Here is a 26878-nt window from a genome sequence, read left to right on the forward strand (position 1 = left end):
CATGGCGGGCATTTTCCGAGATCTTGCGCCTGTGCACGAGAAGACAAAGGTTCCTCTCATAGTGATCGAACCGGACGGTCACGCACGCGGCGGCATCGTGGTGTTGCACGAATCACGCGAATTCACCGACCCACTGCTGGAACTCATGCGGTCACTGGCCGACGACGGCTGGACCGTGGTCGCCCCCGACCTGTTCCACCGGGCCAACGGCGTGGTTCCCGACAAAGTGTTCGGCGCGGATCTTTTCGAAGACTTCGACGCCTGTTTCGACTGGCTGACCGGTCGCGGCGTCTTCCGCGACTGCGTCGGCGTGCTCGGCTTCGACTCCGCGGGCACCGCGGCGGCCCTGGTGGCCACCGATCGCCGGATCGGTGCGGCGGTCAGCGTGGCCGCGCCCGGCATCGACACCGCGCTCACCCCACAGGCCGTCGCGCTCATCGCCGCCGCCCCCGATCTGAAAGCGCCCTGGCTGGGCCTGTTCGGTGCGGACGATCCGCGCACCCCGCCCGACCACATCGACCGCCTGCGTGATGCCGCGGCCCGCGCCGTCGTCGCCACCCTGGTGGTCAGTTACCCCGGGCTGCACCACCGCCCGGACCACCCCGGCTTCGAACCGGCCGACCTCGATGACGCCTTCACCCTCGACGCGCGCACCCGGATCTTCGATTGGTTCGACAGTCACCTACGTTGACCAGCCGTTTTGTCTAATGGTCGACTGCTGTGTAATCTTTCATCCCGGCGGTTCGAAAGGACCGGCGCCCTCGTAAGAGAAGGCTCCAGGAGGCGTGCCAGAGCGGCCGAATGGGACTCACTGCTAATGAGTTGTCCCTTCACGGGGACCGGAGGTTCAAATCCTCTCGCCTCCGCCAAGCCCGGTTCACCGGGCTGCAAGACCCCAGCTCGCTGGGTAAATAAATTAATAGCCATGCGCCCGTAGCTCAACGGATAGAGCATCTGACTACGGATCAGAAGGTTAGGGGTTCGAATCCCTTCGGGCGCACAAAAACACAGAAACCCCTCCGCACTGCGGAGGGGTTTCTGGCGTTCTCGGCCAGGCTGCGAGTCGGGCGTCCCCGAACCCGCAGCGAGCCGGGCGTCCCCGGCTCGATCAGGCCTTGCGGTACTTCGGTGCTCTCCCTCCGGTGGCCGAATTCGATTCGGCTGCCGGAAGAATCATTCATCCCGAGGGATCAGGGCAGGACCTGCGGAATGACCTGCGGGGCAAGCGCGCCGACGAGCATGCCGACCAGGGCCAGCTGCAGCGCGGGGCCGACGGCGCAGAGCGGGATGAGGGGAATGCCGATAATGGTGACGGCGCAGACGACGGCTCCGGTCACGCCGCCGATGATGCCGCCCAGGGCCGCACCGTTGGCCAGCGGATCATGGTTGGCCGCATCCGGATTGGTGGCGATGTTCTGCGGACCCGGCGCGCTCACGGCCTCGGCCTCGGCAGCGACGGGCTGAGCGACATCCGGGGCGGCGGGCTGGGCGATGGCGGCCGCGGGCTGAATCGCGATCGGGGCTTCCGGAGTCACGGCCATCTGGACGACGGCGGCCGACTGCGGGGCGAGATCGGGGGCAGTGGCGGAAGCCGTTCCCGCGCTCGCGAAGGTCGCGGCGACGGCGAGCGGCAAAGCCGCAATGAGAGCCTTGCGACCGAAATTGGACATGGTCTTGCGCATGATTGTTTCCTTAACCCCCGCCGCACGCTCAAATTAGTTGGCGTGCAGAACGTTTCGCGTTGCGAATGACAACGATCAAGTTCTATATGATCGCGGTCGCCGAATCAAGTCCGGGTCCCGTTATTCGTATCGGGCGCAATTGTGTTCGACGACACCGTAACTCGGTGCTATTTCCACCGATCGGGGTCGGCATAAGAAGAAAGCCTGTCCGCTCGGTGCGGACAGGCTTTCCGATTCAGGGGTTGCGGCACAGGCGAATCCGCGCGCCGCTCACTTCCAGGCGGCGAGATCCGGGAGATCGCCGGTGAGATCGGCACCGGGGGAACGGCCGACGAGCCAGGCGGCAAGCGCGGTGGCCGGGCCGGTGATCGTGGCGCCCGGCGTGCCGACGGCGCCGGACCAGCCGGTATCGGTGGCCGTGACGGTGAAACCGGGGCCCTGCTCCTTGGCGGCGAGATCGGCAACGGCCTGGGGCAGCAGGCGATCCACGAAGGCGCTGCTCCAATCCGCCGGGGTGTAACCGGTATTCAGATCCACATGGTGAATCTCCACCTCCACCAGGCGCATCCACACCACGCGGGTGGCGGCCATCTCGCCGCCCTGGCGATTGCGGACGACGGCCTGCCAGCTCTCCTGCGGCATCACCCGGGCCAGCGCCAGCCAGCGTTCGGAGGCGGCCGTGAGGTCCTCCAGCTGCTCGTGCAGGGCGCGCGGCGCACCCGTCTCGATATCGGCGTCACGCAGGAACGCGCTTGCGTACTGCGGGGTTTCGATGCCGGTGCGGGCCCACAGCAGCAGATTGACGAGACTGTCGGCATTGCGGGACAGATGTGCCAGCACATGGCCGCGGCTCCAGCCGGGCAGTAGCGAAGGCTCCACCATATCGGTGTCGTGCAGGGCCGAGACGGCGCCGAGCAGGCGGGCGGTCGCGGCGGCGACAGTATCGAGCTGCGTGGGGATCGCGGTGAGTTCCGGTGCGTCGCTGGTCACCACTCGACCCTACCCAGCGGTGCCGCGATCGCGTTCGGCCACAACGATTTGCACCGCGAGCACGATCAGCCACAGCGACATGGCGCCCACCTGGATGCGCTGCGCGATTCCGAGACCGTAATTGCCGGGCAGATTGTCGGCGATCATCATCCACGCCGTCACCACCGCACCGACGATCAGAATCCACAGCCCGGTGTGCCGCAGAATCGGCCAGCGCCGGTATTTGAACGCCGCCACACTGAACGCGACCATCGCGATATAGATGGAGAACACCGCCAGCGTGCTGGTGAGCGCGTGGATCTGATGCAACTGCGGGAACAGCCCGGTATCGGAATACACGTGCTTGTTCGGATCCGGTTGCGAGAGCGAGAATTGCGCATCCGCGATGGTCGAGATGCCGAAACACATGAGCGCAATCCAGCCGATGTTCGAATACCGGCGGCGCGAGAACAAGAGCAGTCCGCTGATGCCGGCCACCGCCAGCATGGTGCCCGAGACGGTATCGCCGGTGGTGAACACCCAGCGGAACGGTGCGCCCTTCTCGGCGAGCTGGCTCAGGAAGGTATTGGTCGGATCGCTGGGGATGGGTAGCAGGAACTCCAGCACCCAGGAGGAGTAGCCCAGCCCCGCGAGAGCGATCAGGAGGGCGATCAACCAGCGGAGCATCCGCTTCCAGCGCGGCGTCGGCGGCGACTCGTCCGGAGTCGCTGCCGCCTGTTGCTGCTCGGTTGGCATCATCGCCGTACTCGCTTTCGCCGGCCTCGCTCGCTCTCGCAGTTCAGCTGTCCGGACTGGTCGGACGGTCCGGTGATCAGTCCATTGTCGCGCATCAGCTCGGTCGATCCTCACGCTGTCCGCATCAAACTTCGCATCACCAGGTCGGCAGCCGAATCGGGCGATTCGTGCTCCCAGACCCGCACCACCGTCCAGCCCGCCTGCGCCAATCGCGCATCGGTATCCCGATCCCGTGCCACATTCCCGGCCAATTTCTCCGCCCACCACTGCGCATTGTTCTTCGGCGCGGTGGCGTGTTCGGGGCAGCTGTGCCAGAAGCACCCGTCCACGTACACCGCCACCTTCCGCCGCGGAAAAACGATGTCGGCCCGCCTGCGCAGCTTCGGCAGGGGCGCCCTATCGATGAAGAACCGCGCACCCCGCCTGTGCAATTCCCGGCGCAGCGCCAATTCCGGCGCGGTATTCACCCTGCGCTGCTTCGCCATCCGGGCACTGGTCGCCGCATCGGTCGCGGGGCGCTGGGCGGAGGAGGTCACCTTTACGGCTTACCACCGTGTCCGTGGACAGGGCATTGCCCCCGGTGGGAGTAGCTTCGGGGCCCGGTGGGAGGACGTCAGGCGGCTTCGCGCGGAAAGCCGCCCATGCGGTCGAGGTGGTTCTCCATATCCTCGATGAAGCCCGGCGGAAATCGCAGCGTGCCCATGCTGGTGCGGCGCAGAAATCCGGCGGTGGCGCGGGCGGACAGCAGGCGGACATCGTCGAGGAACCAGCGCAGATCCTCGTACGGCGCGTGAACGGGCCAGGTGGACACCGGAACTCGGTAGACCACGCCGTCGCGCCCCCAGGCGGCGGCGGGCCAGGCGCGGCGGGTGTGCGGTTCGCCCTCCTCGAAGGGGTCGTCGACGGCCTCGGCCAGCCGGCCGCCGACCCAGGACGCCATGCGCACGCTCACCGCATTGCCGACCAGCTTCCAGCGATGGCCCGGCCGCACCCCCGGAACGTCGAGAGCCGGTGTGGTCCAATCCCGATCGAAGCCCTGCAGGCGTTCGGCATCGGTGATGCCGGGCGTGACGATCTCGCCGGAGGGCAGGCGCACCGCCGGGGGACTGGCAATGCCCAGGGCCGAACCGCCCTTCACGGTCGGCACCGCGTTCACCGCCCAGCCCAGGCCGCGGGTGCCCTCGGTCCAGTAGAAGCCGCACGGATCGTGCTCGGGATCGCCGACCGTGCGCGGGCCGGCATCCGCGCCGAAGAGCACCGGGCGCGGATCCTCGGTGCGCGAGGCCAGCATGAGCACCCGCTGCCGGCGCTGTGGCAGCCCGAACGCCTGCGCGTCGACCACCCGGTATGCCCACAGGTAGCCGAGCTCCTCCAGCGCGCTCGTAATGTGCCGCATGGCCGCCCCGCCGCCCAGCTGCAGCATGAACGGCACGTTCTCCATCAGCAGCCAGCGCGGGCCGCGTTTGCGGCGCACCAGCCGGAACACCTCGTCCACCAAACCCGAACGGGCACCGGTGATTCCGGCCGTCCGGCCCGCCTGCGACAGGTCCTGGCACGGGAACCCGGCCGCGACCAACTCCGTCCCCGCGGGCAGTGACCGCAAGCGCTTCACATCCGAATGCAACTCGACATCGGGAAAGTGCGCCGCCAGCACCCCCTGTGCGCCCGCATCGATCTCACACAGCAACTCGCTGCGCCACCCGTGCGCCGAAAGTCCGAGCTCCAGCCCGCCGATCCCGGCGAACAGCCCGACCATCCGCGCGCCAGTCACACCGATTCCTTTCAACCACGAGTTCCCCAAACACCCGCGACTACGTTACTCGAGTCCCGCGAACCCACCCACGTTCAACACCGGGCATAACCGGCGAGCTAGCACGCCGAGCCCCGCCGACCGGGCAATCACGCCCGCGACACGCCGATAAACCTGACAGCGGCCCGCGCGGCCCACAGTGCTTCCGCTCGCAACGGAACTGCTCACGCGAAGATCGCGGTGAGCACCTGGGCGGTGACCGCGCGACGGGGTCGCCGACCAGGAAGAAGGTGGCAGCGCAGGGCAGTGAGGACCGGACGCCTGATGACCCGGGCACTGTGATGACATCGCCCCGGAGGCGCGTCGGCTGGCGCCTGCCCGTGCAGTTGCGGGCGCGTGGCCGCGTGGGTCGCGGGGCCGGAACGCGCTGCACGTACGGTTATAGCGTGACGGAGAGTGGGAGCGAGGACTCTAGACCGGCGGTGTCGAAGTGGCCGTCGATACTGACCTGGCGTGCGCACAATTCGTCGCGCATGGAGTCGGCGCGGGTGGTGCTCAGCGGCAACCGGATTCGCGCGGCCGGACGCATCATTGCCGGTGAGTGTGCGGATCATCCGGCGTTCAGCGCGTCGTACGACCTGGTCACCGATGAGAACGGGGTGACGCGGCGGCTGTCGCTGCGCAGCACCCTGGCCACCGGGGAACGGCATGCCTCCATTGCCCGGGACGAAGAGAACTACTGGCTCATCGATGCCGGCGGGACGCATGTGCGCTCTACCTTCGGCGGCGCCCTCGACGTCGACGTGGTGCTGAGCCCCTTCTTCAACACCCTGCCCATCCGCCGCTACGGCCTGGCGCACGCCAGCGGGGACGTCACCGTCCCGGTCGTCTACGTCCGCCTCCCCGACCTGCTCGTGCAGGAGGCCAGCGTCACCTACAGCAGCGGAGCCGACGGCATCCACGTCCTCTCCCCGGTCTCCACCGCCACCGTCACCGTCGACGACGACGGCTTCCTCCTCGATTACCCGGGCCTCGCCGAACGCATCTGATCACCCGTGTCACCCGGCGCGTTTGTGGCCGGGATCCACCGCGACGGGCTGATCAGCGCCCGGTGTTCATCTCAGCCATAAACGCACCGGGATGACGGGGTGGGCACGGGATGACGGGGTCGGTCAGGCGAGGGATTCGATTACTCCGCCGCGGCGGCCGGCGTCGGCGAGCCGGGCGAGCCAATCCTGGTCTCCGGGGCGGATTTCGGTGATGGCCCAGCGCTCGTTGTCGTCGAAGTCGACTCGGGCGTCGTGGCCGGCGTCGGCGAGTTGGCCGATGGTGCCGCCCGATCGGAGGGTGTCGCGGGCGCCCTCCAGGACGCGCAGGGCGTCTTCCAGGACCTCCAGCAGGGCGGCCGAATTGGGGTCGCAGATGGCCCGGACCAGGTCGGGCGCGGTGGCGGCGACACGGGTGCCGTCGCGGAAGGAGCCCGCCGCCAGGCCGAGCGCCAGCGGTCCGCCGCCGCCGCCCTGGATGGCGAGGGCCTCCGCGAAGACGTGCGGCAGATGCGAGATGCGCGCGACCGCGCGATCGTGCTCCTCGCTGCGCACGGGCACCACCACGGATCCGCAGTCCAGCGCGAGCCGCGCCACCCGCTCCCAGGCGCCCGCGTGCGTGCCCGGATCCACGCTCACCGCCCAGGCGGCCCGCTGGAACAGGTCGGGAGTGGATGCGGCCCAACCGGACTCGCTGGTCCCCGCCATCGGATGCCCGCCCACGTACCGCCCGCCGAGCTCGTGCCGCCGCACGGCCGCCGCAACCGGGGCCTTCACACTCACCACATCGGTGAGCGCGCAGTCCGGTGCGAAGGACTTCACATCCGACAGGATGGTGTCCAGCGCGGGCATGGGCACCCCGACCACAATCAGCGCGTCGGTCTCGGCGGCACGCCGCAGCATCGGTTCGATTGCGCTGGTCACATCGAAGTCGTCGGCCCGTGCGGCCTCGGCGCCCGCCTCCGACCGGTTGTACCCCCACACGTCGTAACCGGCCGCGGCGGCGGCGCGCAGCACCGATCCGCCGATCAACCCGGCGCCGAGGACACAGACAGCTGTTTGCGAATGGCCGCTCATGCCATCAGATTCGCATACGACTTCAACATTTACCCCGAAGCGGACTACCGTTGCGCCCATGGCAGCACAGCGCTCGAGCACGAACAGGGCGGCGTCGGATGAGTACGACGACGTGGAAGGGTTCGCAGTGGCGGTTGTCCGCGAAGAAGCCGACTGGAAATGCACTCCGCTGAGTGCGGAGGCCCTCTCCAGTCTGTCCGCGGCCGAGGCCGAATTGCGTGAGCTGCGAGCTTCCGGCGCCGTTTTCGGTCTGCTCGATATCGACGACGAGTTCTTCATCATCCTCCGTCCGGGCCCGACCGGCAGCAGAATCCTCCTCTCGGATGCGACTGCCGCCGTCGACTACGACATCGCCGCCGATGTGCTCGAGGAATTGAACGTCGAGATTCCGGATATCGATCCGGACGATCTCGACGACGTCGAGCCCTGGGAAGAGGGTGACCTGGGCGTTCTTTCCGACCTCGGTCTCCCCGAACCGGTCCTCAGCGTCATCCTGGCCGAAACCGACCTCTATCCCGACGAACAGCTCGGCATGATCGCCCAGCGACTCGGCTTCGCCAATGAGTTCTCGGCGGTGCTCGACAAACTCCCGCGCTGATCCCGGCCGGGATGAGCCGTCACAACGCGTCCACCGGCGCTACCGGGCCCTTGCGGCCGGGTAGCGCCGTATCGCTGTCCGGGGCAGACTCCGGCCTGGTCTCCGGCGCGGACTCCGTGCCGCTCTCCGATGAGGCGATGATCCGTGCGGCCATCGAAGCCGCACAGCTGGCCGACCCCCGCGACGTCCCCGTCGGCGCGGTGGTCTTCGACAGCTCCGGCCGTGAACTGGCCCGCGCCGCCAATGCCCGCGAGGCCCTCGGCGACCCGACCGCACACGCCGAGGTCCTCGCCCTGCGCGCGGCGGCCCGGGTCATGGGCGACGGCTGGCGCCTGGAACACGCGACCCTCGCCGTCACCCTGGAACCGTGCACCATGTGCGCCGGCGCCCTGGTCCTGTCCCGCGTGGGCAAACTCGTCTTCGGCGCCTGGGAACCGAAAACCGGTGCCGTCGGCTCACTCTGGGACGTGGTCCGTGACCGACGTCTCAATCACCGCCCCCAGGTCCGCGGCGGCGTCCTCGAATCCGACTGCGCCGCACTCCTGGACACTTTCTTCCGCACCCAGCGCCCCTGACCCCCTCCCCAGCCGATTTCGGGATTGGGCGGGTGCTGCGGTAATGTCACCGGCGGTGGCGTGTCCGAGCGGCCTAAGGAGCACGCCTCGAAAGCGTGTGAGGGGTAACCCCCCTCCGAGGGTTCAAATCCCTCCGCCACCGCTGAGAAGCCCCGCAACAGGGAAACCTGTTGCGGGGCTTTTTCTTTGGAGTCACCCGGACTCTTCGAAAGTCGCCCGGAACGCACTCGGCCCCCACTCGAATCGAGTGGGGGCCGAGCGCTGTGGCAGGTCAGACTGCGGCCGGTTCCTTGTCCAGCACCGGGGCGGAGCCCTTGAGGGCTGCGAGCTTGGTGCCCTCGACGTCGATGTCGGGGAGGATGCGGTCGAGCCACTTGGGGATCCACCAGGCCCACTTGCCGAGCAGGACCAGCAGGGACGGGATCAGGACCATGCGGACCACGAAGGCGTCGAGCAGGACGCCCGCGGCCATGGCGAAGCCCATGGACTTGGCCACCACGTTCGGGTCCAGCATGAAGGCGCTGAAGACCGAGATCATGATGACGGCGGCGGAGGTCACGACGCGGGCGCCGTGGTGGTAGCCGCTGATCATGGCCTGCTTGGCGGATTTGCCGTGCACGTATTCCTCACGCATGCGGGTCACCAGGAAGACCTGGTAATCCATGGCGAGACCGAATACCAAGCCGATCAACATGATTGGCAGGAATGACACCAGCGGATGCGGATCGACCAGGCCGAACTTGCCCTCCTGGAAGATGAGCACCGTCGCGCCGAAGGTCGCCGCCATGGAGAGCAGGAAGCCGAGCGCGGCGGTCAGCGGTACCAGGATCGACCGGAACACCAGCACCAGCAGCAGGAAGGCCGCGCCCGCCACGATCGCCAGGTAGGGCACGATCTTGCTGAGCAGGCCCGCCGAGACGTCGGCGTAGATCGCGGTCGTGCCGGTGATGCCGTATTCCATGCCGTAGCGGTTGTTGAATTCCGATTCGGCATTGCGGGCGTTCTTGACCAGATCCTTGGTGACCTTGTCGTTCGGCCCGGCCTTGGGCACACCGGTGAAGAGCGCGGCCTCGCCGTCCTTACTGGTCTGCGCGACGGTCAGGTAGTCCATGCCGTCGGCGTGGGCCACCTTGTCGCGCAGCGCATTCAGGGCTTCCGTGCGCTGATCGGCCGGCGTCTTGCTCATATCGACGGCGAACATCAGGGTGCCGTTGGAACCCTCACCGAAGCCGGCGGTCTGCAGTTCGTACGCCTTGTAGAGGTAGGTGTCCTTCGGCATGGAATCGCCGCCGGGCAGGCCCAGCTGCATACCGGCCGCGGGTGCGGCCAGCAGACCGAGCAGGACCACCGAGATCGCGAGGGTCAGCGCCGGCGCCTTGCCGATGAGATTGGCGAAGCGCATGCCGTTGGTGACGGAGTTCTCGTCCTCGGGATCGTGCCGTGCGACACCGGGCAGCTTCGGCTTGAACAGGAAGCGGCCGAAGGCGCCCATGAGCGCGGGCATCAGCGTGATGGCCACCAGCACGGCCATGAAGGCCGCGACGGCGCCGAAAATACCCATGTAGGTGAGGAAGCTGACGCCGACGAAGCTCAGTCCGGCCAGCGCGATGATGACCGTCAGACCCGCGAAGATGACCGCGGATCCGGCGGTGCCGACCGCGGTGCCCGCCGCCTCTTCCGGCGAATTCGACACTGTCAGTTCATGTTTGTATCGCGAGACGATGAACATGGCGTAGTCGATGGACAGCGCCAGGCCGATCATCGAGGCCAGCACCGGCGTGAAGGTCGGCACGGTCAGCCAGTGGGTGCCGAACATGATGATGGAGATGGCGGTGCCCACACCGACGAGCGCGGTGAGAATCGGCACGAACGCCGCGACGACCGCGCCGAAGCCGACCATCATGACGACCAGCGCCACCGCGATGCCGATCATTTCCGAGCTGCCCGAGGAGCCGCCCGGATCCTGTGCGATGGAACCGCTCATCTCGACGGTGAACCCGGCTGCGCGCGCGTCATCGCCGATGCCGTACGCCGCTTTCCGGTTGTCGGCGGTGATATCCGCGAACTTCGCGATATTGAACTTCGCCTTGACCATGGCGACCGAATCGGGCGCGGTCTTGTTCAGCACGTTCAGCGGCGCGCTACTGCAGGACCCGGAGAAGTCCGGGGAGTTGCGCACGGCCGGGTCGGCGGACAGGCAGTCGATCTTGGACGCGTCACCGATCTTCTTGGTGAGGTCGATCGGGTCGGCCGCCGGGACGGACTTGTCGATGATGTCGAGCCCGTTGAGCTTGTCGACGAACGCCTGCAGGGTCTGCGCGTTCTTCGGGTCGGTGAGTTTCTCACCGGCCGGTGCGCCGATCACGTAGGTGCCGGTGACCGCATTGGGGTCGAAATCGTTCGAGGCGCCCGGGAAGTGCTTGTCGAGGATTTCGGTCGCCCGCTCGGACGGCAGCCCGGGCATGGTGAAACTGTCCTGGAAGGGTTTGGCTAGTGAGCCGCCGACGCCGCCGATGAGGATCAGCGAGATCAGCCAGACACCGATAATGAGCCATTTTCGGCGGAAGGCGAACTTTCCCCACCGATAGAGGTAAACGGACACGAGGACTCTCCTGGCGATGGTTTCGGGGCGATGGTTGTTTTGAAACTCCACAAGTGCGTGTGAGCGCGTAGACAGCCCTGCCGCGGGAGCTTTCAGCTCCTCGCCTTCACGTCATACTTCTGCCTACCGTGCGGTAGGTAGACTACCCAGGGAATAAGCGGAGGAACAACCTCGACTTGATCGGCGTGACTCGCGCTGCGAGGCGTGGTGAGAGGATGGACCCATGGTGGGCCGAGGTGCTGCAGGAACTGTTGTCGCAGGTAGAAGCACGAAAGACGCGATCCGGGACGCCGCGATTCAGTTATTTACCAGCAAAGGCTTTGAACAGAGCAGCCTACGCGAGGTTGCCGATGCGGTGGGAATCACAAAAGCCTCGCTCTACTATCACTATGCCTCGAAGGTCGATCTGCTCGTGGCGATAATCGAGCCGATGTTCGACGACCTGCGTTCGACGGTGGAGAGCCTCGACGAAATTCCGCATTCGCCGCAGACCGTGCGCGAGGTGCTGACCGATCACCTGCGCTCCATTCTGGGCCATCGGGCCGCCGGAACGCTATGCATGCGTGACACGGTCGCAATAGTCAATGCGCTCGGCGATCGGTATCCGGATTTGATCCAGCTGAGCCGCCGCATGAATACCTGGCTCGCGGGCCCGGGAGCCAGCGATGAGGAAATACTGCGCGCTGCCGCCGCCATGCAGGTCCTGGGCGCGGCGCTGATGTCCAAGGAGAGTGTGCCCAACGCCCCCGAGGAGCTCATCGAGGGCGTACTGCTGGAAGCCGCACTCGGCGTCCTGAATCCGGATCGGTAGCACTGGCGCATATCGGTGCGATGACCTTGCCGAACCGGGTAATAAGGACAGCAACGGTGGCGCGATAGGGTTTCCATTCGCCACCCACGAACTCAGGAGTGACCCTTGCACATCACCGCGAAGGTCGATTACGCGGTGCGCACCCTCGTGGAAATCGCGAAGGCGCAATCGGATTCGGTCAAGGCCGATGCCATCTCGAGTGCGCAGGACATTCCGCCGAAGGTGCTCGAGTCGGTGGTGGCGGACCTGCGGCGCGGAAAACTCGTCACCAGTCGCCGCGGTCCGGACGGCGGATACCGCCTGGCTCGCCCGGCCGGCGAGATCAGCATTGCCGATGTGATTCGCGCCGTGGAGGGTCCGCTCGCCTCGGTGCGCGGGCAGCGCCCCGAGGATGTGGAGTACGCCGGCGCCGCGGAACCGCTGCAGCGGGTGTGGATCGGCCTGCGCGTGAATATCCGCGCGGTGCTCGAGCGGGTGACGGTCGCCGATATCGCCAATGATCTCCTGCCGTCCTTCCTGGACGAGCTGCTGCACGATCCGGACGCCTGGACACGGCGCTCGCGCGGCACCGGCGGCCCGGTCTCCACCCAGTGGCAGGACCTGGACCAACCGAACATCTGATGTGACCTGGGCGATGTCGGACGAGCCGAAAAACCTCGCGCCCGTCCTCCCGCGATGGCGGTAACCTGCCAACATCATGTTGATTCGACTTCTGCGCACCTTCCTGGCGCCCTACCGCAAGCAGCTGGCGGGGGTGGTCGTGCTTCAGCTGATCTCGGTCATCGCCATGCTCTACCTGCCGACCCTCAACGCCGACATCATCGACAACGGCGTCACCAAGGGGGATATCGGCTACATCTGGAGCACCGGCCTGATGATGCTCGCCGTGACCGGCGTGCAGATCGTCGCCCAGTCCGTCTCCGTATATCTGGGCGCGCAGGCGGCCATGGGCGCGGGCCGCGATATGCGTGCGGGTCTGCTGCACCGGGTCGGCGGCTTCTCCGCCCGTGAGGTGGGTGTGTTCGGCGCTCCGTCGCTGATCACCCGCAATACCAATGACGTGCAGCAGGTGCAGCTGCTGGTGCTGATGAGCGCGACCATCCTGGTGATGGCCCCGATCATGTGCGTGGGCGGCATTGTGATGGCGCTGCGTGAGGGCGCCGGGCTGTCCTGGCTGCTGCTCATCGCCGTGCCGGCGCTGGCGCTGGCGATGGGTTTCATCATCACCCGCATGGTGCCCGGCTTCCGGCGCATGCAGACGCGCATCGATGCGGTGAACCGCGTTCTGCGCGAACAGATCACGGGTATCCGCGTGGTCCGCGCCTTCGTGCGCGAGCGGCAGGAGACCTGGCGCTTCGGTGTCGCCAACAAGGATCTGACCGAGCAGTCGCTGTATGTCGGCCGCTATATGGCGATGATGTTCCCGCTGGTCATGCTGATCTCGAATGTGACCATGGTGGGCGTGATCTGGTTCGGCGGCCACGAGATCAATGACGGGACGCTGCAGATCGGTTCGCTGACCGCGATGCTGGCGTACATCATGCAGATCCTGACGGCGGTCATGATGGCCTCCTTCCTGGCCATGATGGCGCCGCGCGCCGCGGTATCGGCCGAGCGCATCGGCGGCGTGCTGGAGACCGAGTCCTCGGTGCAGCCGCCGCAGCATCCGCAGCCGTTCCAGGGTGATCCCGGGGCGGTCGATTTCGCCTTCGCGGAATTCAAGTTCCCGGGCGCGGAAAAGGCTGTGCTGCGGTCGATTCGGTTCCAGGTGCGGCCGGGCACCACCACCGCGATCGTCGGTGCGACGGGTGCGGGCAAGACCACGCTGATCAATCTGATTCCGCGGCTCATCGATGTCACCGACGGCGCGGTGCTGGTGGGCGGCACCGATGTGCGGAATATCGATCTGGAGCTGCTGCGCGATCAGATCGGCCTGGTCCCGCAGAAGGGCTACCTGTTCTCCGGCACCATCGCCTCGAATCTGCGCTACGGCAAGCCGGACGCGACGGATGAGGAACTGTGGCACGCGCTGGAGATAGCGCAGGCCGCGGACTTCGTCCGGGAAATGGGGCAGGGGCTGGAAACCCCTGTGGCACAGGGCGGTACGACCGTATCGGGTGGTCAGCGACAGCGGCTGGCCATTGCCCGGGCGGTGGTGCGCAGGCCGCGCATCTACCTGTTCGACGACTGCTTCTCCGCGCTCGACGTCTCGACCGATGTGCGGGTGCGGGACGCGCTGCGCCCGGAAACTCGTGATGCGGCGGTAATCATTGTGGCGCAGCGGATTTCGACCATCCGCGAGGCCGATCAGATCGTGGTGCTCGAGGACGGCGCAATGGCGGGCATCGGCACGCACGAACAACTCCTGCAGGACTGCAACGAGTACAAGGAAATTGTCGAGTCGCAGTTCAGTGCGGAGGAGGTCCGATGAGGCCCGGAGCGGTCAATCCTGGTGCGCCGGACGCCAAAGCGAAATCCTTCGGCCCGTCGCTGAAGCGCCTGCTGCATCGGCTCGCGCCCGAACGCCTATACCTATCCATTGTTTTCGTGCTGGCCGTGGCCTCGGTGGTGCTCAATACGCTGGGCCCGCAGATTCTCGGCAATGCCACCAACCTCATCTTCGACGGTGTGGTCGGCAAACAGCTGCCCGCGGGCATGAGCAAGGACCAGGCGGTCGAGCAGCTGCGCGTCGGCGGCGACTCCACCTTCGCCGACATGCTCGCCAGCATGAACGTGATTCCCGGTACGGGCGTGGACTTCTCGGCCGTCGGCCATGTGCTGTCCATCGTGCTGGCGCTCTACATCAGCGCCGCGGTATTCGGCTGGCTGCAGGCGTTCCTGCTGAACGTCGTCATCAACCGGACCATCAAGCGGCTGCGCAATGAGATCGAGGAGAAGATCCATCGCCTGCCGCTGAGCTATTTCGATTCGGCGCCGCGCGGTGACGTGCTCTCCCGCGTCACCAATGACGTCGACAATATGGCGCAGTCGCTGAACCAGACCATGAGCCAGCTGCTCATCTCCGCGCTGTCGGTGATCGGCATTCTGATCATGATGTTCTGGATCTCGCCGCTGCTGGCGGTGATCGCACTGCTCACCGTGCCGCTGGCGATCATTGTCACCGCGACGATCGCCAAGCGTTCCAAACCGCACTTCGTGGATCAGTGGAAGCTGACCGGCCAGGTCAATGCCCAGGTCGAGGAGGCCTTCACCGGGCACGAGGTGGTGAGCGCCTTCGGCCGCGTGCGCGAGGTCGGCGAGCGTTTCGACGAGACCAACGGCAAGCTCTACAACGCGTCGTTCAAGTCGCAGTTCATCTCCGGCCTGATCATGCCCGCCATCATGTTCCTCGGAAACCTGAACTACGTGCTGATCGCCGTGGTCGGTGGTTTGCGCGTGGCGTCCGGCAATCTGTCCCTCGGTGAGGTGCAGGCGTTCATCCAGTACTCGCGTGGTTTCACCCAGCCGCTCACCCAGATCGGCTCGATGATCAACCTGCTGCAGTCCGGCGTGGCCTCGGCCGAGCGGATCTTCGAGATTCTCGACGCCGATGAGCAGGTGCCCGATCCGCAGGTCGAGGATTCGCGGCCGCTGGATCGCGGGCGGGTGGCCTTCGAGAACGTCTCCTTCCGCTACGAGCCGGAGACCCCGATCATCGACGATCTGTCGCTGGTCGCGGAGCCCGGGCATGTGGTGGCCATCGTCGGGCCGACCGGTGCGGGCAAGACCACGCTGGTCAATCTGCTCATGCGTTTCTACGAGGTGGATTCCGGCGCGATCACCATCGACGAGGTGGACATCACCCGAATCTCGCGTGATCGCCTGCGTTCTCGCATCGGCATGGTGCTGCAGGACACCTGGCTCTTCGGCGGCACCATTCGGGAGAACATCGCCTACGGCAATCCGAATGCCTCCGAGGACGACATCATCGCCGCCGCGCGGGCCGCGTACGTGGACCGCTTCGTGCACGCACTGCCGAACGGCTACGAGACCATGATCGATGAGGAGGGCTCCGGCGTCAGCGCCGGTGAGAAGCAGCTCATCACCATCGCGCGCGCCTTCCTGGCCAAGCCGTCCATCCTGATCCTGGACGAGGCCACCAGCTCGGTCGATACCCGCACCGAACTGCTGGTGCAGCACGCCATGGCGGCGCTGCGCCGGGACCGCACGAGTTTTGTTATCGCGCACCGTCTTTCGACGATCCGCGATGCCGACCTGATCGTGGTCATGGAGAAGGGCAAGATCGTCGAGACCGGTACGCACGAGCGCCTGCTCGCCCACCGCGGCGCCTACTACCGCCTCTACCAGGCGCAATTCGCCGCCGCCATCGAAGACGACGACCAGCCCGACGCCATCGAGCTGAGTAAGTCCAGCACCTAGTTCCCGTCATCCCGGCATGCTTTCGGCCGGGATCCACACGCCTGGTTGATCAGCCGGTGGTGTGGATCCCGGCCAAAAACGCACCGGGATGACGAGGTGGGTGCGGCTGCGGACCGCCGGGTTCGGGCTGCGAGGATGGGCGGCGTGTCTGCTCCCGAATTCTCCTTCAAGGTCGGTACTCGGCTCGATGGCCACCACGGCCGGTCCGGGCTGATCAGCACCCCGCACGGGGAGATCGCCACGCCCGCGTTCATCCCGGTCGGGACCAAGGCGACCGTGAAAGCGGTGCTGCCGGAGACCATGAAGGAACTGGGTTCGCAGGCGCTGCTGTCCAATGCCTATCACCTGTATCTGCAGCCGGGTTCCGACGTCATCGACGAGGCGGGCGGCCTGTCGAAGTTCATGAACTGGCCCGGGCCGACCTTCACCGACAGCGGCGGCTTCCAGGTCATGTCGCTGGGCGTGGGTTTCAAGAAGGTGCTCGCCATGGAGTCCGTGGGCGTGCAGAACGATCAGGTGATCGCCAAGGGCAAGGAGCGCCTCGCCCATGTGGACGATGACGGCGTCACCTTCCGCTCCCATCTGGACGGCTCGAAGCACCGCTTCACCCCCGAGGTGTCCATGGGCATTCAGCATCAGCTCGGCGCGGACATCATGTTCGCGTTCGACGAGCTGACCACGCTCATGAATACCCGTGGCTACCAGGAGGAGTCGCTCGAGCGCACCCGGCGCTGGGCGCAACGCTGCATCGACGAGCACGAACGCCTGACCATCGCGCGTGCGCACCGCCCGTATCAGGCGCTGTTCGGCGTCATCCAGGGCGCGCAGTACGAAGACCTGCGCCGCAAGGCATGTCGTGATCTGGAAGCGCTGCGCGGCAGTGCCGGAACGGAATTCGACGGGTACGGCATCGGCGGCGCGCTGGAGAAGCACAATCTGGGCACCATCGTCGGGTGGTGCTGTGATGAACTGCCGGAACACAAGCCGCGCCATATGCTCGGCATCAGTGAGCCGGAGGATATGTTCACCGCGGTCGAGAACGGCGCGGACACCTTCGACTGCGTGAACCCGTCGCGGGTGGCGCGCAATGGCGCCATCTACGTGGAGCCGGGCCGATTCAATATCAACACCGCGCGCTTCAAACGCGATTTCACGCCGATCGACGAGACCTGCGACTGCTACACCTGCGCCAACTACACCCGTGCCTACCTGCATCACCTGTTCAAGGCCAAGGAGATGCTGGCCTCCACGCTGTGCACAATCCACAACGAGCGCTTCACCGTTCGCCTGGTGGACCGCATTCGGGAGAGCATCGACGGCGGGTACTTCCAGGACTACAAAACCGAATTCCTCGGCCAGTGGCGCGGCCGCCTCAAAGCCCCCGAAGACGTCTGAGAGCCGGGATCCACAGCAGCGCAATAGATCCCGGCCGATGTGTGGTTCTACTCGTAGATCGCCGCGCGCTCACGCGGTGCGTAGGTGGGTTCGCGCTTCTTGAGGAATGCGATGCAGCGGTAGCTGATCGGCAGGATCATCATCTCGACGCCGGTCTTCCAGACGAAGCCGACGATCACGTAGTTGATGTAATCGCCCCAGGTGCTGATGCCGATGGCCGTCGCGGCGATGGAGCAGAACACCAGCGTGTCGCCGATCTCGCCGGCCACGGTGGAACCGAGCAGCCGTGCCCACAGGTGCTTCTCCTTGGTGCGCTCCTTGATGAGCACCAGGGTCACCGAATTGAGGAACTGTCCGACGACGTACCCGGACACTCCGGCGAGCGCCAGCTGCGGTGTCTTGCTCAGCGCCACGCGGAACGAGTCGGTGCTGTCGCCGAGCGAGCCGGCGGGCATCTCGATGGCGATCCAGAAGCAGGCGATCATCAGCACCAACATGGCGAAGCCGTAGTAGACGGCCCGGCGGGTGGCGCGGAAGCCGTAGACCTCGCTGAGGATGTCGCCGATCACGTACGCGAGCGGGAACAGGAAGAACGCACCGTCCAGGGTCAGCGGCAGGATGGTGACCGGGCCGACGGACAGGTGGTTGTGGGTGAAGAATTGCACGCCCTTGGTGGCGCAGATATTGGAGATCAGCAGAACCGCCGTGAAGATCACGACCACCTGCGTGTAGTAGCCCCCCGCGGCCGTCGCAAATGCTGCGTGCTCCGGCGCGGGGCTTCCAGATCGGTCCGAATCGACCGTTTTCGTATCGCTCACGCGGAGAAGTATCCCCGGAATGATCGATGGGTATGGGCTGGTGGGGTGCCTTAGGCTGAACCTCATGACGCAATCCGGGGATTCCGACGAGTGGTGGAAGCAGTACGGGGGTGAGGGCGCCGCGCCCGAGACCCCGTCTTCCGCGCCGCAGCAGGCGACGCCGCCACCGTTCGGGTACTCCTCCGCTCCGAATCCACAGCAATCGCCGCTGACTCCGCCGCCGCAGTCGCAGTATCCGAATTATCCTCCGCCGCAGCCGAATCCGGCCGCGGGCTATCAACAGCCGGGTTCCGGCGGTTATCCACAGGCCACACCGGGCGGCTATCCACAGCCCCCGCAGGCGCCGGGACAACCTCCGTACGGTTATCAGCCCGGATATCAGCCGTACGGTTATCAACAGCCGTCGTCGAATACCAACGGTCTGGCCATTGCCGCGCTGATCGTCTCGATCGTCGGCGTGCCGCTGGCCTTCTTCTGCTTCCTGCTGCCGATCGCGCCCCTGATCGGGCTGATTCTCGGCGTGGTCGCGCTGAACCAGGTGAAGAACTCCGGTCAGCAGGGACGCGGGCTGGCGCTGGGCGGTATCTGGATCGGCGCGGCCGGGATCGCGATCAGCATCCTGTTCCTAGCGCTATTCATCGGCGGGATTGTGAGCTCGCCCTCCACCTGAGCCGAATTCACCGCCCCGGCAAGCGAATTCACCGTCCGGGCAAAGCAAAGCGGGTGCGCCTCCGATGAGGAGGCACACCCGCTTCTATCGTTCGGGGCAGCGTCAGTTGGTCTTGATGACCTGGGTGCCGCCGGCGAACTTGTCGTGCCAGCCCTGCTTGTTCGGGTCCTGCTCGATGGTGACCGCGATGTAGATCGCGAGGCCGATGCTGACCAGGGTGCCGAGGCACGGGATGAACTGGATCGCGACGAACAGGTTGCGCTTGGCCGAGGTGACCGGATCCAGCGGTGCGCCGCCGGGGCCGAGGACCCGCAGGCCGAGGATCTTCTTGCCGAGGGTCTGGCCGCCCTGCTGCGTCTCCATGAAGACGAAGTAGCCGAAGGTGATGAGCGGCAACAGAATGTCCCACACCAGCACGATCGAGTTGGGCAGCAGGACGTACACGATCGCGCCCACGATGCCGAAGATCAGGCCGTCGATGAAGCGGGCCGCGAAGCGCAGCCACAGGTCACCGGGCTGCGAGCCGCCGCCCCCGCCGCCGAACCCGGGAGGCTGCTGGCCGTACGGCTGGTACGGCTGCTGGCCGGGGTAGCTCGGCTGCTGGCCGAACTGCGGCTGCTGGTTGTAGGGATCGGACTGGCCGAACTGCGGCGGCTGCTGGCCGTAGCCCGGCTGCTGCGGCTGACCGTAGGGATCGGACGGCGGCTGCTGGCCGTAAGGCTGCTGCGGCTGCTGTCCGTACGGATCCGACGGGGGCTGCTGCCCGTACGGCTGCTGGGGCTGCTGGCCGTAAGGCTGCTGCTGGCCCTGCGGGTACGGCTGCCCATACGGCTGGCCGCCCTGCGGATACTGGTTGGGGTCGTACCCACCGCTTGTCATTGTCTGTGCCGTCCTCGTCGAATTCGTTCGGGGTCTGGTCGAGTGCGTACGTTACGGACCCGAACTGGGTTGCAACAAGCCGTTCGGGTCGAGTGTCCACGGTTCTTGTGGCAGCCGCTCGGGGCGAAATTGCTTAAGCAGCTGCGCAATTGTGGTTGCGGTGGGATAACCCAATGAGGTTGCGAGCGCATTCAGTATCTGGTCGGGGGTCTCGCCGAGTGCGATTCTATCGCGCAGGGTGACCGCGCCGTCGCGTTTGGCGAGCCGTTGCCCGGCGGTATTGAGTACCAGCGGTACATGTGCGTACTGCGGTATCGGCAGCCTGAGCAGGGTGGCGAGATAGACCTGACGTGGGGTGGAAGCCAGCAGATCGTCGCCGCGCACCACCTGATCGATGCCCTGGTCGGCGTCGTCCACGACGACGGCCAGGTTGTAGGCGGGCGAACCGTCGCCGCGCCGCAGCACCAGATCGTCGACGGCGCCGCGGTAGCTGCCGAGCAACTCGTCGGTGATGACCAGTTCGGTGATATCGGCCCGCAGTCGTAATGCCGCTGGTCGGCCCGCGGCGCGTTGTTCCGCTCGTTCGGCGTCGGTGAGCGCGCGGCAGGTACCCGGATAGGCGCCCATCGGTCCGTGCGGCGCGGTCACCGCCTGCTGTATTTCCCTGCGGGTGCAGAAGCATTCGTAGGTGCGCCCGGCCGCGGTCAGCGCGGCGATGGCAGCGTCGTAGAGCGGCAGGCGCTGCGACTGCCACACCACCGGCGGCTCCCAGTCCAGTCCGAGCGCGGCGAGATCCGCCGACTGTCGTTCCGCCGCACCGGGTTTCACTCGATCCAGATCCTCCATCCGGAGCCGGAAACCACGGCCGGTGGAGCGTGCGAACAGCCATGCCAGCAGTGCCGTGCGGAGATTCCCCAGGTGCAGGTCACCTGAGGGACTGGGTGCGAATCTTCCGAATCCGGACACGGTCGTCCATGCTAGGCGCAACCTTCGCAAACTTCGCGGCACTTTCGGTCATTCGCACTCTTGCGGGTGCACACAAACGATGCGAAGTAGCAGTTGCCGTGTGTATTCAGCGAAGCCGCAGGCGGGGGCTCAGGTCGTCGTCCGTCAGCGGCTTTTCCTGGTCCAGAGCAGCGAGTATGGCGTTCGCGCGGGCGATGAGACCGGGGGTGTCGATACCGTACGGGGGCGGTCCGAAGGCGGTGAGACGGTGAATCGCGCGTTCCAGAAGTGTGCGAGCGCCCTTGGAATTTCCGCGTTGAATGTGGGTCAGGCCAACGGCGTACTGGGCCAGTCCCTGCCACAGCATCCGCTCGGCGAACGGCCCCTGCTTCCAGGCCGCCTCCAACACCTCGTGGGCGTTGAAGGGGAGACCGTCGTCGAGTAGGCGCTGTGCGTAGTCGAGGGTCTCGTCGGGCTCCAGCTGGAGATCATCGGGGATGCGTGGCACCCCGATGCTGCCGAAGGGCAGGGGACGGCCGAAGCGATCACGCGGCCGGGCATTCCGCGCCCGCCCGTCGTCGTCGCGGTCGCGAGCGCTCTCGTCCTGCGTGGGGTCGGCCATGAAGTCCATCTTCCCGGATACCGCGCCCGGCGTCCGACCAGGAGTTAGCCAAAAGGTCCGCAAACAAACCGACAACTTTATTGCGATCTTTATCATTCATGCGTTTCGAGAGGCGGCTATCTTTAGGCTAATAATTAGCTGGCTATCCTTGCTATGTATTTGCTGATTGAAAACGAAAGAATGCGATCTCCTAATGACGAACCCTGCTAGGGTTTAGCCCGGGAACGGCCACCGGGGGTGCATTCCCACCGTGAAGTGCAGAGAGCAGGTTGTACGGAGAGGTTGCGTGCAACCTCGGGCGTACAAGGGATTCGCGAATCTCCATGGATCCCATTGCCACCAAGATCGATGCCAGCAAGATCTCACGCTTGACGCAACGAAGGAGCTACAACCGTGAATGCGGATTACACAGGCGCCGTCTGGCGCAAGAGCAAACATAGCGGACCCAATGGCAACTGCGTAGAGGTGGCTTTCCTCGTAGATGGCAATGTCGGGGTTCGCGACAGCAAGGAACGCGGCCACGGGCCGAGCCTGGCTTTCACTCCGGGTGAGTGGGACGCATTCCTCGCCGGTGTTTCGGACGGCGAGTTCAACCGGGCCTGAGCCGGCCCTTGATCGAGAAAAACAAAGCCCCGAGTCGTCGACTCGGGGCTTTTTCGCACGTGGTGGATGCGGCTCACCTGTGCGGCAGCGGGTTTCAGTGGCCGTCGCTCCCGTTCCCGCCGTGCTGCACCCGCCGCAGCACCGCCAGCTGTGCGTGCTCGGCCTCGTGCTCCACCGCCGCGTTCGTATCCCGCTCCTCCGCCGGATCGGCGCGGAAGAAGCCGCCGGTGCCCGGCCGCCCGGCAATGCCGAGCTGGTTCATCTTGCGGGGCACCGTCGCGCCCTGGTATTCGAGCGGTACCGGATGCCCGTGCGCGTCCACCGGTCCGAGCGGTTGATGCAGCTCGATGTACTCACCGTGTGGAAGTCGCCGCACCACACCGGTTTCGATGCCGTGCTCGAGCACCGCGCGGTCACCCCGCTGCAGGCCCAGGCAGAGCCGGTAGGCGGCGAAGTAGGCCAGCGGCGGCATGATCAGCAGCCCGATGCGGAAGATCCAGGTGGTGGCATTGAGCGAGATGTGGAAGTTCAGCGCGATGATGTCATTGACGCAGGCCAGGGTGAGCACCAGATAGAAGGTCAGCGACATGGCGCCGATCGCGGTGCGCACCGGCACATCTCGCGGTCGCTGCAGCAGATTGTGCCGGGCGCGATCGCCGGTCAGGCGTTTCTCGATCCACGGATAGCCGATGAGCAGGCCGAAGATGACCGGCATGGCGATCGCGACGGAGAAGGCGCCGGGCACCATATGGCCGAACAGGTGCAGCTCCCAGGCCGGGAAGAGGCGCAGGAAGCCGTCGGTCCACATCATGTAGAAGTCCGGCTGGGTGCCGGCGGAGACCTGAGAGGGGTTGTAGGGCCCCAGATTCCAGATCGGATTGATCTGCAGCAGCCCGCCCATGAGGGCCAGCACCGCCAGCGTGAAGGCGAAGAACGCGCCCTGGTCCAGGGAGAACACCGGCACGATGCGGGTGCCGACCACATTGCGCTCACTACGCCCGGGGCCCGGATACTGCGTGTGCTTCTGGTACCAGACCAGGGCGATATGAGCGGCGATGAGCGCCAGCATGATTCCGGGGATCAGCAGCACGTGCGCGATGTACAGGCGCGGAATGATGATGGTGCCCGGGAAGTCGCCGCCGAACATGAGCCACTGCAGCCAGGTGCCGATGACGGGAGCGCTCATGGTGATGCCCGCGAAGGCGGCCCGAAGTCCGGTGCCGGAGAGCAGATCGTCGGGCAGCGAGTAGCCGAAGAAGCCCTCGAACATGGCCAGGATCAGCAGCACCGAGCCGATCACCCAGTTGGCCTCGCGGGGTTTGCGGAATGCGCCGGTGAAGAAGACGCGGCACAGGTGGATGATCATGGAGGCGCTGAAAAGCAGTGCGGCCCAATGATGTACCTGGCGCACGAACAGTCCGCCGCGGACGTCGAAGGAGATGCCGAGCGACGATTCGTAGGCGCGCGACATGGTGACGCCGCGCAGCGGCTGATAGTCCCCGTTGTAGACCACGTCCTTCATGGACGGATCGAAGTACAAGGTCAAATACACGCCGGAGAGCAGCAGAATGATGAAGCTGTAGAGCGCGATTTCACCGAGCAGGAACGACCAATGGGTCGGAAAGACTTTATTGATGGACCTTTTGAGGAATGCGGCGGCTTGATACCGCTCATCCGCTGCGTCGGCCTGTTCGGCCAGACGATTACGAGTTGCCATTTGCGGTCACCCGCCCCCGAAGAGATGGTAAGGCTTCTACTACACACGGTAGCACCCAGACGGGTTGGCCTGTAGCGGCTTTCGATAGGCTCCGGGAGTGAATTCCCTGGCGCCCCGGGACGCCACCATGTATTGGTTGTCCGCCCGCACCCGCAACGACCTCTTCCTGCTCTACTGCTTCGCGGACACCGGCAGGTCCGCGGCACGCCTCCGGGCGGAAGTGGCCGTCCGGGTTGCCGGTATTCCGGATTTGCTGGTGCGCGTGCTGGATACTCCTGCAAACATTGCGTATCCGATTTGGGCGAATTGTGAATTCACACCGGACCAGTTCATCGACCACCAGTTGCCGGACGCCACCTGGGCCGACGTGACGAGCGCCCTGGGTGACCTGCTCGGCACCGGAGTCCGAGCCGCGCACCGCCCCTGGCGGTTGCACACCTTCCGGGGCGTCACCGGCGCACCGGGCTTCGCTCCCGGCGAGCCCGCTCTCGTAGTGGTCCTGCAACTTTCGCACGCCCTGGCCGACGGCCGCCGCGCCGCCGCCCTCGCCCGTGCGCTGTTCGACGAGCCCGCCACCACCGATTCCGAGTCCGCGTCGGGCCGTGAGCTCGAGATCTCCGCTGCGCCGGGCGGATTCGATGCGGCCTCGCTCGCGCGGGCCGCACCGGCAGGCATCGGTGCCGCGGTGGCAGGCATCAGCGGTGCGCTGGAGGGCGTGGCGCGGCGGGCCGTGCGCCGGGTCGTTCCCAGCGGCGCGATCGCGGGTGTGCCGATCGACGGCTGGACGGCCACCGCCGCGGCGCTGCCGACCGTGCCTATCGATATGGCGCGCACCGTGATTCGCGGGGTGGCCGCATTTCGTGCGGAGCGGCGGCTGGCCGAGCTCGCCGCGGCCGGCGCGGTGCCGCCGCCCGCGCCGGGCGCACCGCCGAATCTCCTGAACGGCGGGGGCTCCTCCCCGAGTGCGCACGCGGCACGCATGCTCGTCCACGATGCCGAGGCCCTGCGGGTCCCCGGCTACACCGTGACCGTGGTGGCGGCGACCGCCATCTCGCTTGCCCTGCAGCGCTATCTCGCGCAGCGCACCGAGTCCGTCGGCGAGCGAACTGAGTCCGTCGGCGAGCGCACTGAGCCTGCTGGGACGCTGCTGGCCCAGATTCCGATGGCTGTTGCCGGGCCGGGCCCGGCCCGCAACAGCTACTCCGATCTCTCCGTGGATCTGGCGGTGCACGAACCGATGCTGTCGCGCCGCGCGGACCTGATCGCGGCCGAGCTGGCGGTCCGCAGGGAGCGCGCGCAACATCCACTGCAGGAGGCTCGCTCGCGGGTAGCCGACGCCATGCCCGCCCGGGTGCTGCACGGTGACGTGACTCACTATCCGATCGGGTCTCTCCCCGAACGAGTTTCGGGTCACACGGTGCTGTCCAGCGTCCACCGCGGCCCGGCCGACCTGTCCTTCGGCGCTGGCCGGGTGCGCTTCACCGCGGGCTTCCCGGGCCTCGGCTCGGTCATGCACCTGACCCACGGCGTCCACGGCCTCGGCGACACCGTGACGATCTCCGTGCACGCCGACCCGGCAGTGCTGCCAGACCTCGACCGATACGCCGAACTACTGAATACGGCACTGTCAGAGGTCACTTCCGCACTACGGGAGTCCGCGCCCGAAGGGCCGGGCGAGGGGCACCGACCTGCACAATGACGAAGGCCCCGCCCGGACTGGGTCCGGGCGGGGCCTTCGTGAGCGGAGGATAGGGGATTTGAACCCCTGAGGGCGTTAACCCAACCCGCGTTCCAGGCGAGCGCCATAGGCCACTAGGCGAATCCTCCGTCGAGCAATATACCGGCTGCCCCCCTGCCGAAAGCAAATCGCGGACTTCCGCGGTCGTTTCCGGCCGGCCCGATTACTTCTTCTTCAGCCCGTCGAGGACCTTCTGCACCTGCTGCTTGGCGACCGTGGCGACGTCGTCCTTGGAGACCGGTTCGCCGGAGGCGCGGTTGAGGCTGATCTCCACCTTGACCGAGACATTGCTGTCCTTGACCGCGACCGTGTAGTCCAGATCGTTGAACGAGGAGTAGTCACGGGTCTCGGCGTGCCAGTAGCCCGCGGAGCCGATGCCGGTGACGTCACCCGAGGTGCGGCCGGAGCCGGTGGTTCCGGTGTCGTACTGCTTCCACGAGTCGTACTGCGGGCCGCCGTACGCACCGGTGAACTCCACATCGAGGGCGATGCGCGCGGTATTGGTCTGGTACTTGTCGGTGGCGGAGGCACTGTAGTAATCGGCATTGCAGCTCGCGCGGCCGCCGGTGTAGTCGCTCGCCTTGGTCTCGGAGTGCTCCGGCGTGCTCTTCTGGGTGCTCGACCACTTGGCGAGTGCGGTCGGGTCGATCAGGCTGCAGGAGTTGGTGACCGTGTCCATGGAGTAGTTGCCGTCCATGTTCTTCTTCTTGTCGTCACCCAGCGGACTGATCGGCTTGTCCTTGCTGGTGAGCGCCAGGGCGCCGATGCCGATGCCGACGATCACGACCAGGCCCACCACACCGCCGATGATCCACGGCGTCTTGTTGCCGCCGCCGGGCGGACGCGGCGGAGTCCCGTAGTTGTAGCCGCCGTTCATCGGGGCCGGGCCGGGCTGCTGCTGCATATAAGGCTGCTGGCCGGGGTAGTTGTTCACCGGCGGCGGCATCTGCTGATGTGGCTGTGACATCTGCGGCGGCAGCTGCTGCTGCGGCGGAAAGGGCTGTGCCTGCGGCGTATACGGCATCCCCGCGGTGCCGTAGTTGAGCATGGTCGGATCGGCGCCGGTGACCGGCTGACCCGCCTCGGCTCCGGTGGGCGGGGTGGCCCACCACTGCGCGGTTTCCTGGTGGTTGGCGGGGTCCTGAGGGCCGCCCGGTCCTGGGTTGTTGCTTGTCACTACTGGTTTCCCCTCCGGTAACGAGCGGGTGCCCCCGCGATGTCGGTTGGATCGTAACGACCCCGTGC

25 protein-coding genes and 4 tRNA genes are annotated in these 26878 nt (G+C 66.3%); 15 read left to right on the forward strand and 14 right to left on the reverse strand.

The features are described from left to right. Position 1: 1 nt before the first annotated feature. From ABZX86_RS20590 to ABZX86_RS20600, 3 genes are all read left to right on the forward strand, one after another. Positions 2-691 (forward strand): dienelactone hydrolase family protein, encoded by a 690-nt coding sequence (locus ABZX86_RS20590; protein WP_355125617.1) that lies wholly within the window; start codon positions 2-4, stop codon positions 689-691. 88 nt (positions 692-779) lie between these two features. Next, positions 780-869, forward strand: a tRNA-Ser gene (locus ABZX86_RS20595). Positions 870-927: 58 nt separating this feature from the next. Next, positions 928-1000 (forward strand) — tRNA-Arg (locus ABZX86_RS20600). Positions 1001-1190: 190 nt separating this feature from the next. Here ABZX86_RS20600 and ABZX86_RS20605 read toward each other — a convergent pair. The 5 genes from ABZX86_RS20605 to dcm all read right to left on the reverse strand — a co-directional run bounded on the left by ABZX86_RS20605 (position 1191) and on the right by dcm (position 5163). Continuing rightward, positions 1191-1682 carry a hypothetical protein gene (locus ABZX86_RS20605; RefSeq protein WP_355125619.1) on the reverse strand — a complete coding sequence of 164 codons (492 nt, stop codon included), beginning with the start codon at positions 1680-1682 and terminating at the stop codon, positions 1191-1193. Between the two features lie 270 nt (positions 1683-1952). Then, positions 1953-2672: a maleylpyruvate isomerase family mycothiol-dependent enzyme gene (locus ABZX86_RS20610; RefSeq protein ID WP_355125621.1), complete on the reverse strand. Its 720-nt coding sequence runs from the start codon at positions 2670-2672 to the stop codon at positions 1953-1955. Positions 2673-2681: 9 nt separating this feature from the next. Further along, a complete protein-coding gene (locus ABZX86_RS20615) occupies positions 2682-3410 on the reverse strand; it encodes a DUF998 domain-containing protein (protein ID WP_355125623.1) in 729 nt (242 codons plus the stop codon). A gap of 107 nt (positions 3411-3517) precedes the next feature. After that, positions 3518-3943 (reverse strand): very short patch repair endonuclease, encoded by a 426-nt coding sequence (locus ABZX86_RS20620; protein ID WP_355125625.1) that lies wholly within the window; start codon positions 3941-3943, stop codon positions 3518-3520. A gap of 77 nt (positions 3944-4020) precedes the next feature. Beyond that, the gene (dcm, locus tag ABZX86_RS20625) at positions 4021-5163 is read right to left on the reverse strand and encodes a DNA (cytosine-5-)-methyltransferase (protein WP_355125877.1); all 1143 of its coding nucleotides are present in this window, start codon (positions 5161-5163) and stop codon (positions 4021-4023) included. Positions 5164-5639: 476 nt separating this feature from the next. On the opposite strand from dcm, the gene ABZX86_RS20630 reads away from it, so the two are divergent. After that, positions 5640-6206 carry a putative glycolipid-binding domain-containing protein gene (locus ABZX86_RS20630; protein ID WP_327143160.1) on the forward strand — a complete coding sequence of 189 codons (567 nt, stop codon included), beginning with the start codon at positions 5640-5642 and terminating at the stop codon, positions 6204-6206. A gap of 123 nt (positions 6207-6329) precedes the next feature. Here ABZX86_RS20630 and ABZX86_RS20635 read toward each other — a convergent pair whose 3' ends face one another. Then, complete coding sequence (locus ABZX86_RS20635) at positions 6330-7280, reverse strand: prephenate dehydrogenase (protein ID WP_355125627.1); 951 nt, start codon at positions 7278-7280, stop codon at positions 6330-6332. A 58-nt stretch (positions 7281-7338) separates the two neighbouring features. On the opposite strand from ABZX86_RS20635, the gene ABZX86_RS20640 reads away from it, so the two are divergent. The 3 genes from ABZX86_RS20640 to ABZX86_RS20650 all read left to right on the forward strand — a co-directional run bounded on the left by ABZX86_RS20640 (position 7339) and on the right by ABZX86_RS20650 (position 8595). Further along, on the forward strand, positions 7339-7878 hold the full coding sequence (locus ABZX86_RS20640; RefSeq protein WP_297609877.1) for a tRNA adenosine deaminase-associated protein: 540 nt from the start codon (positions 7339-7341) through the stop codon (positions 7876-7878). 137 nt (positions 7879-8015) lie between these two features. After that, positions 8016-8453: a nucleoside deaminase gene (locus ABZX86_RS20645; protein WP_355125879.1), complete on the forward strand. Its 438-nt coding sequence runs from the start codon at positions 8016-8018 to the stop codon at positions 8451-8453. Between the two features lie 54 nt (positions 8454-8507). Further along, positions 8508-8595, forward strand: a tRNA-Ser gene (locus ABZX86_RS20650). Between the two features lie 129 nt (positions 8596-8724). Here ABZX86_RS20650 and ABZX86_RS20655 read toward each other — a convergent pair. After that, positions 8725-11055, reverse strand: a complete 2331-nt coding sequence (locus ABZX86_RS20655; RefSeq protein WP_355125629.1) for an MMPL family transporter — start codon at positions 11053-11055, stop codon at positions 8725-8727. 223 nt (positions 11056-11278) lie between these two features. Here ABZX86_RS20655 and ABZX86_RS20660 point away from each other — a divergent pair, with 223 nt between their 5' ends. The 5 genes from ABZX86_RS20660 (at position 11279) to tgt (ending at position 17641) form a co-directional block, all read left to right on the forward strand. Next, positions 11279-11866, forward strand: coding sequence for a TetR/AcrR family transcriptional regulator (locus ABZX86_RS20660; RefSeq protein WP_355125631.1), 588 nt, complete (start codon positions 11279-11281; stop codon positions 11864-11866). A gap of 105 nt (positions 11867-11971) precedes the next feature. Beyond that, on the forward strand, positions 11972-12487 hold the full coding sequence (locus tag ABZX86_RS20665; protein WP_327143164.1) for an Rrf2 family transcriptional regulator: 516 nt from the start codon (positions 11972-11974) through the stop codon (positions 12485-12487). A gap of 76 nt (positions 12488-12563) precedes the next feature. Beyond that, positions 12564-14297, forward strand: a complete 1734-nt coding sequence (locus ABZX86_RS20670; RefSeq protein ID WP_355125633.1) for an ABC transporter ATP-binding protein — start codon at positions 12564-12566, stop codon at positions 14295-14297. Continuing rightward, a complete protein-coding gene (locus tag ABZX86_RS20675) occupies positions 14294-16246 on the forward strand; it encodes an ABC transporter ATP-binding protein (RefSeq protein ID WP_355125635.1) in 1953 nt (650 codons plus the stop codon). Before ABZX86_RS20670 ends, ABZX86_RS20675 begins: the two co-directional genes overlap by 4 nt. Positions 16247-16381: 135 nt before the next feature. Then, a complete protein-coding gene (gene tgt, locus ABZX86_RS20680) occupies positions 16382-17641 on the forward strand; it encodes a tRNA guanosine(34) transglycosylase Tgt (protein WP_355125637.1) in 1260 nt (419 codons plus the stop codon). 47 nt (positions 17642-17688) lie between these two features. Here the strand turns inward: tgt and ABZX86_RS20685 are convergent, their stop codons facing one another. Next, positions 17689-18459 carry a queuosine precursor transporter gene (locus tag ABZX86_RS20685; RefSeq protein WP_327143168.1) on the reverse strand — a complete coding sequence of 257 codons (771 nt, stop codon included), beginning with the start codon at positions 18457-18459 and terminating at the stop codon, positions 17689-17691. 64 nt (positions 18460-18523) lie between these two features. Between ABZX86_RS20685 and ABZX86_RS20690 the strand changes: the two genes are divergently transcribed. Continuing rightward, positions 18524-19129, forward strand: a complete 606-nt coding sequence (locus ABZX86_RS20690; protein WP_327143169.1) for a DUF4190 domain-containing protein — start codon at positions 18524-18526, stop codon at positions 19127-19129. A gap of 102 nt (positions 19130-19231) precedes the next feature. On the opposite strand, the gene ABZX86_RS20695 is transcribed toward ABZX86_RS20690, so the two are convergent. From ABZX86_RS20695 to ABZX86_RS20705, 3 genes are all read right to left on the reverse strand, one after another. Beyond that, the gene (locus ABZX86_RS20695; protein ID WP_355125640.1) at positions 19232-20008 is read right to left on the reverse strand and encodes an RDD family protein; all 777 of its coding nucleotides are present in this window, start codon (positions 20006-20008) and stop codon (positions 19232-19234) included. Positions 20009-20059: 51 nt separating this feature from the next. Further along, a complete protein-coding gene (gluQRS, locus tag ABZX86_RS20700; RefSeq protein ID WP_355125642.1) occupies positions 20060-20974 on the reverse strand; it encodes a tRNA glutamyl-Q(34) synthetase GluQRS in 915 nt (304 codons plus the stop codon). A 106-nt stretch (positions 20975-21080) separates the two neighbouring features. After that, positions 21081-21575, reverse strand: a complete 495-nt coding sequence (locus ABZX86_RS20705) for a DUF309 domain-containing protein (protein ID WP_355125644.1) — start codon at positions 21573-21575, stop codon at positions 21081-21083. Between the two features lie 393 nt (positions 21576-21968). Here ABZX86_RS20705 and ABZX86_RS20710 point away from each other — a divergent pair, with 393 nt between their 5' ends. Continuing rightward, the gene (locus ABZX86_RS20710; RefSeq protein WP_327143173.1) at positions 21969-22178 is read left to right on the forward strand and encodes a DUF397 domain-containing protein; all 210 of its coding nucleotides are present in this window, start codon (positions 21969-21971) and stop codon (positions 22176-22178) included. Positions 22179-22272: 94 nt separating this feature from the next. Here ABZX86_RS20710 and ABZX86_RS20715 read toward each other — a convergent pair whose 3' ends face one another. Next, positions 22273-23895, reverse strand: a complete 1623-nt coding sequence (locus tag ABZX86_RS20715) for a cytochrome bc complex cytochrome b subunit (RefSeq protein ID WP_355125646.1) — start codon at positions 23893-23895, stop codon at positions 22273-22275. Positions 23896-23992: 97 nt separating this feature from the next. Here ABZX86_RS20715 and ABZX86_RS20720 point away from each other — a divergent pair, with 97 nt between their 5' ends. Beyond that, a complete protein-coding gene (locus ABZX86_RS20720; RefSeq protein ID WP_355125648.1) occupies positions 23993-25594 on the forward strand; it encodes a wax ester/triacylglycerol synthase domain-containing protein in 1602 nt (533 codons plus the stop codon). Between the two features lie 43 nt (positions 25595-25637). Here ABZX86_RS20720 and ABZX86_RS20725 read toward each other — a convergent pair. Together ABZX86_RS20725 and ABZX86_RS20730 are read right to left on the reverse strand one after the other, a co-directional pair. Further along, positions 25638-25722: transfer RNA gene (locus tag ABZX86_RS20725), tRNA-Ser, on the reverse strand. 74 nt (positions 25723-25796) lie between these two features. Continuing rightward, a complete protein-coding gene (locus tag ABZX86_RS20730; protein WP_355125650.1) occupies positions 25797-26810 on the reverse strand; it encodes a hypothetical protein in 1014 nt (337 codons plus the stop codon). Positions 26811-26878: the final 68 nt, after the last annotated feature.

It is taken from the genome of Nocardia sp. NPDC006630 (genome assembly GCF_040611495.1).
Lineage (GTDB): Bacteria > Actinomycetota > Actinomycetes > Mycobacteriales > Mycobacteriaceae > Nocardia.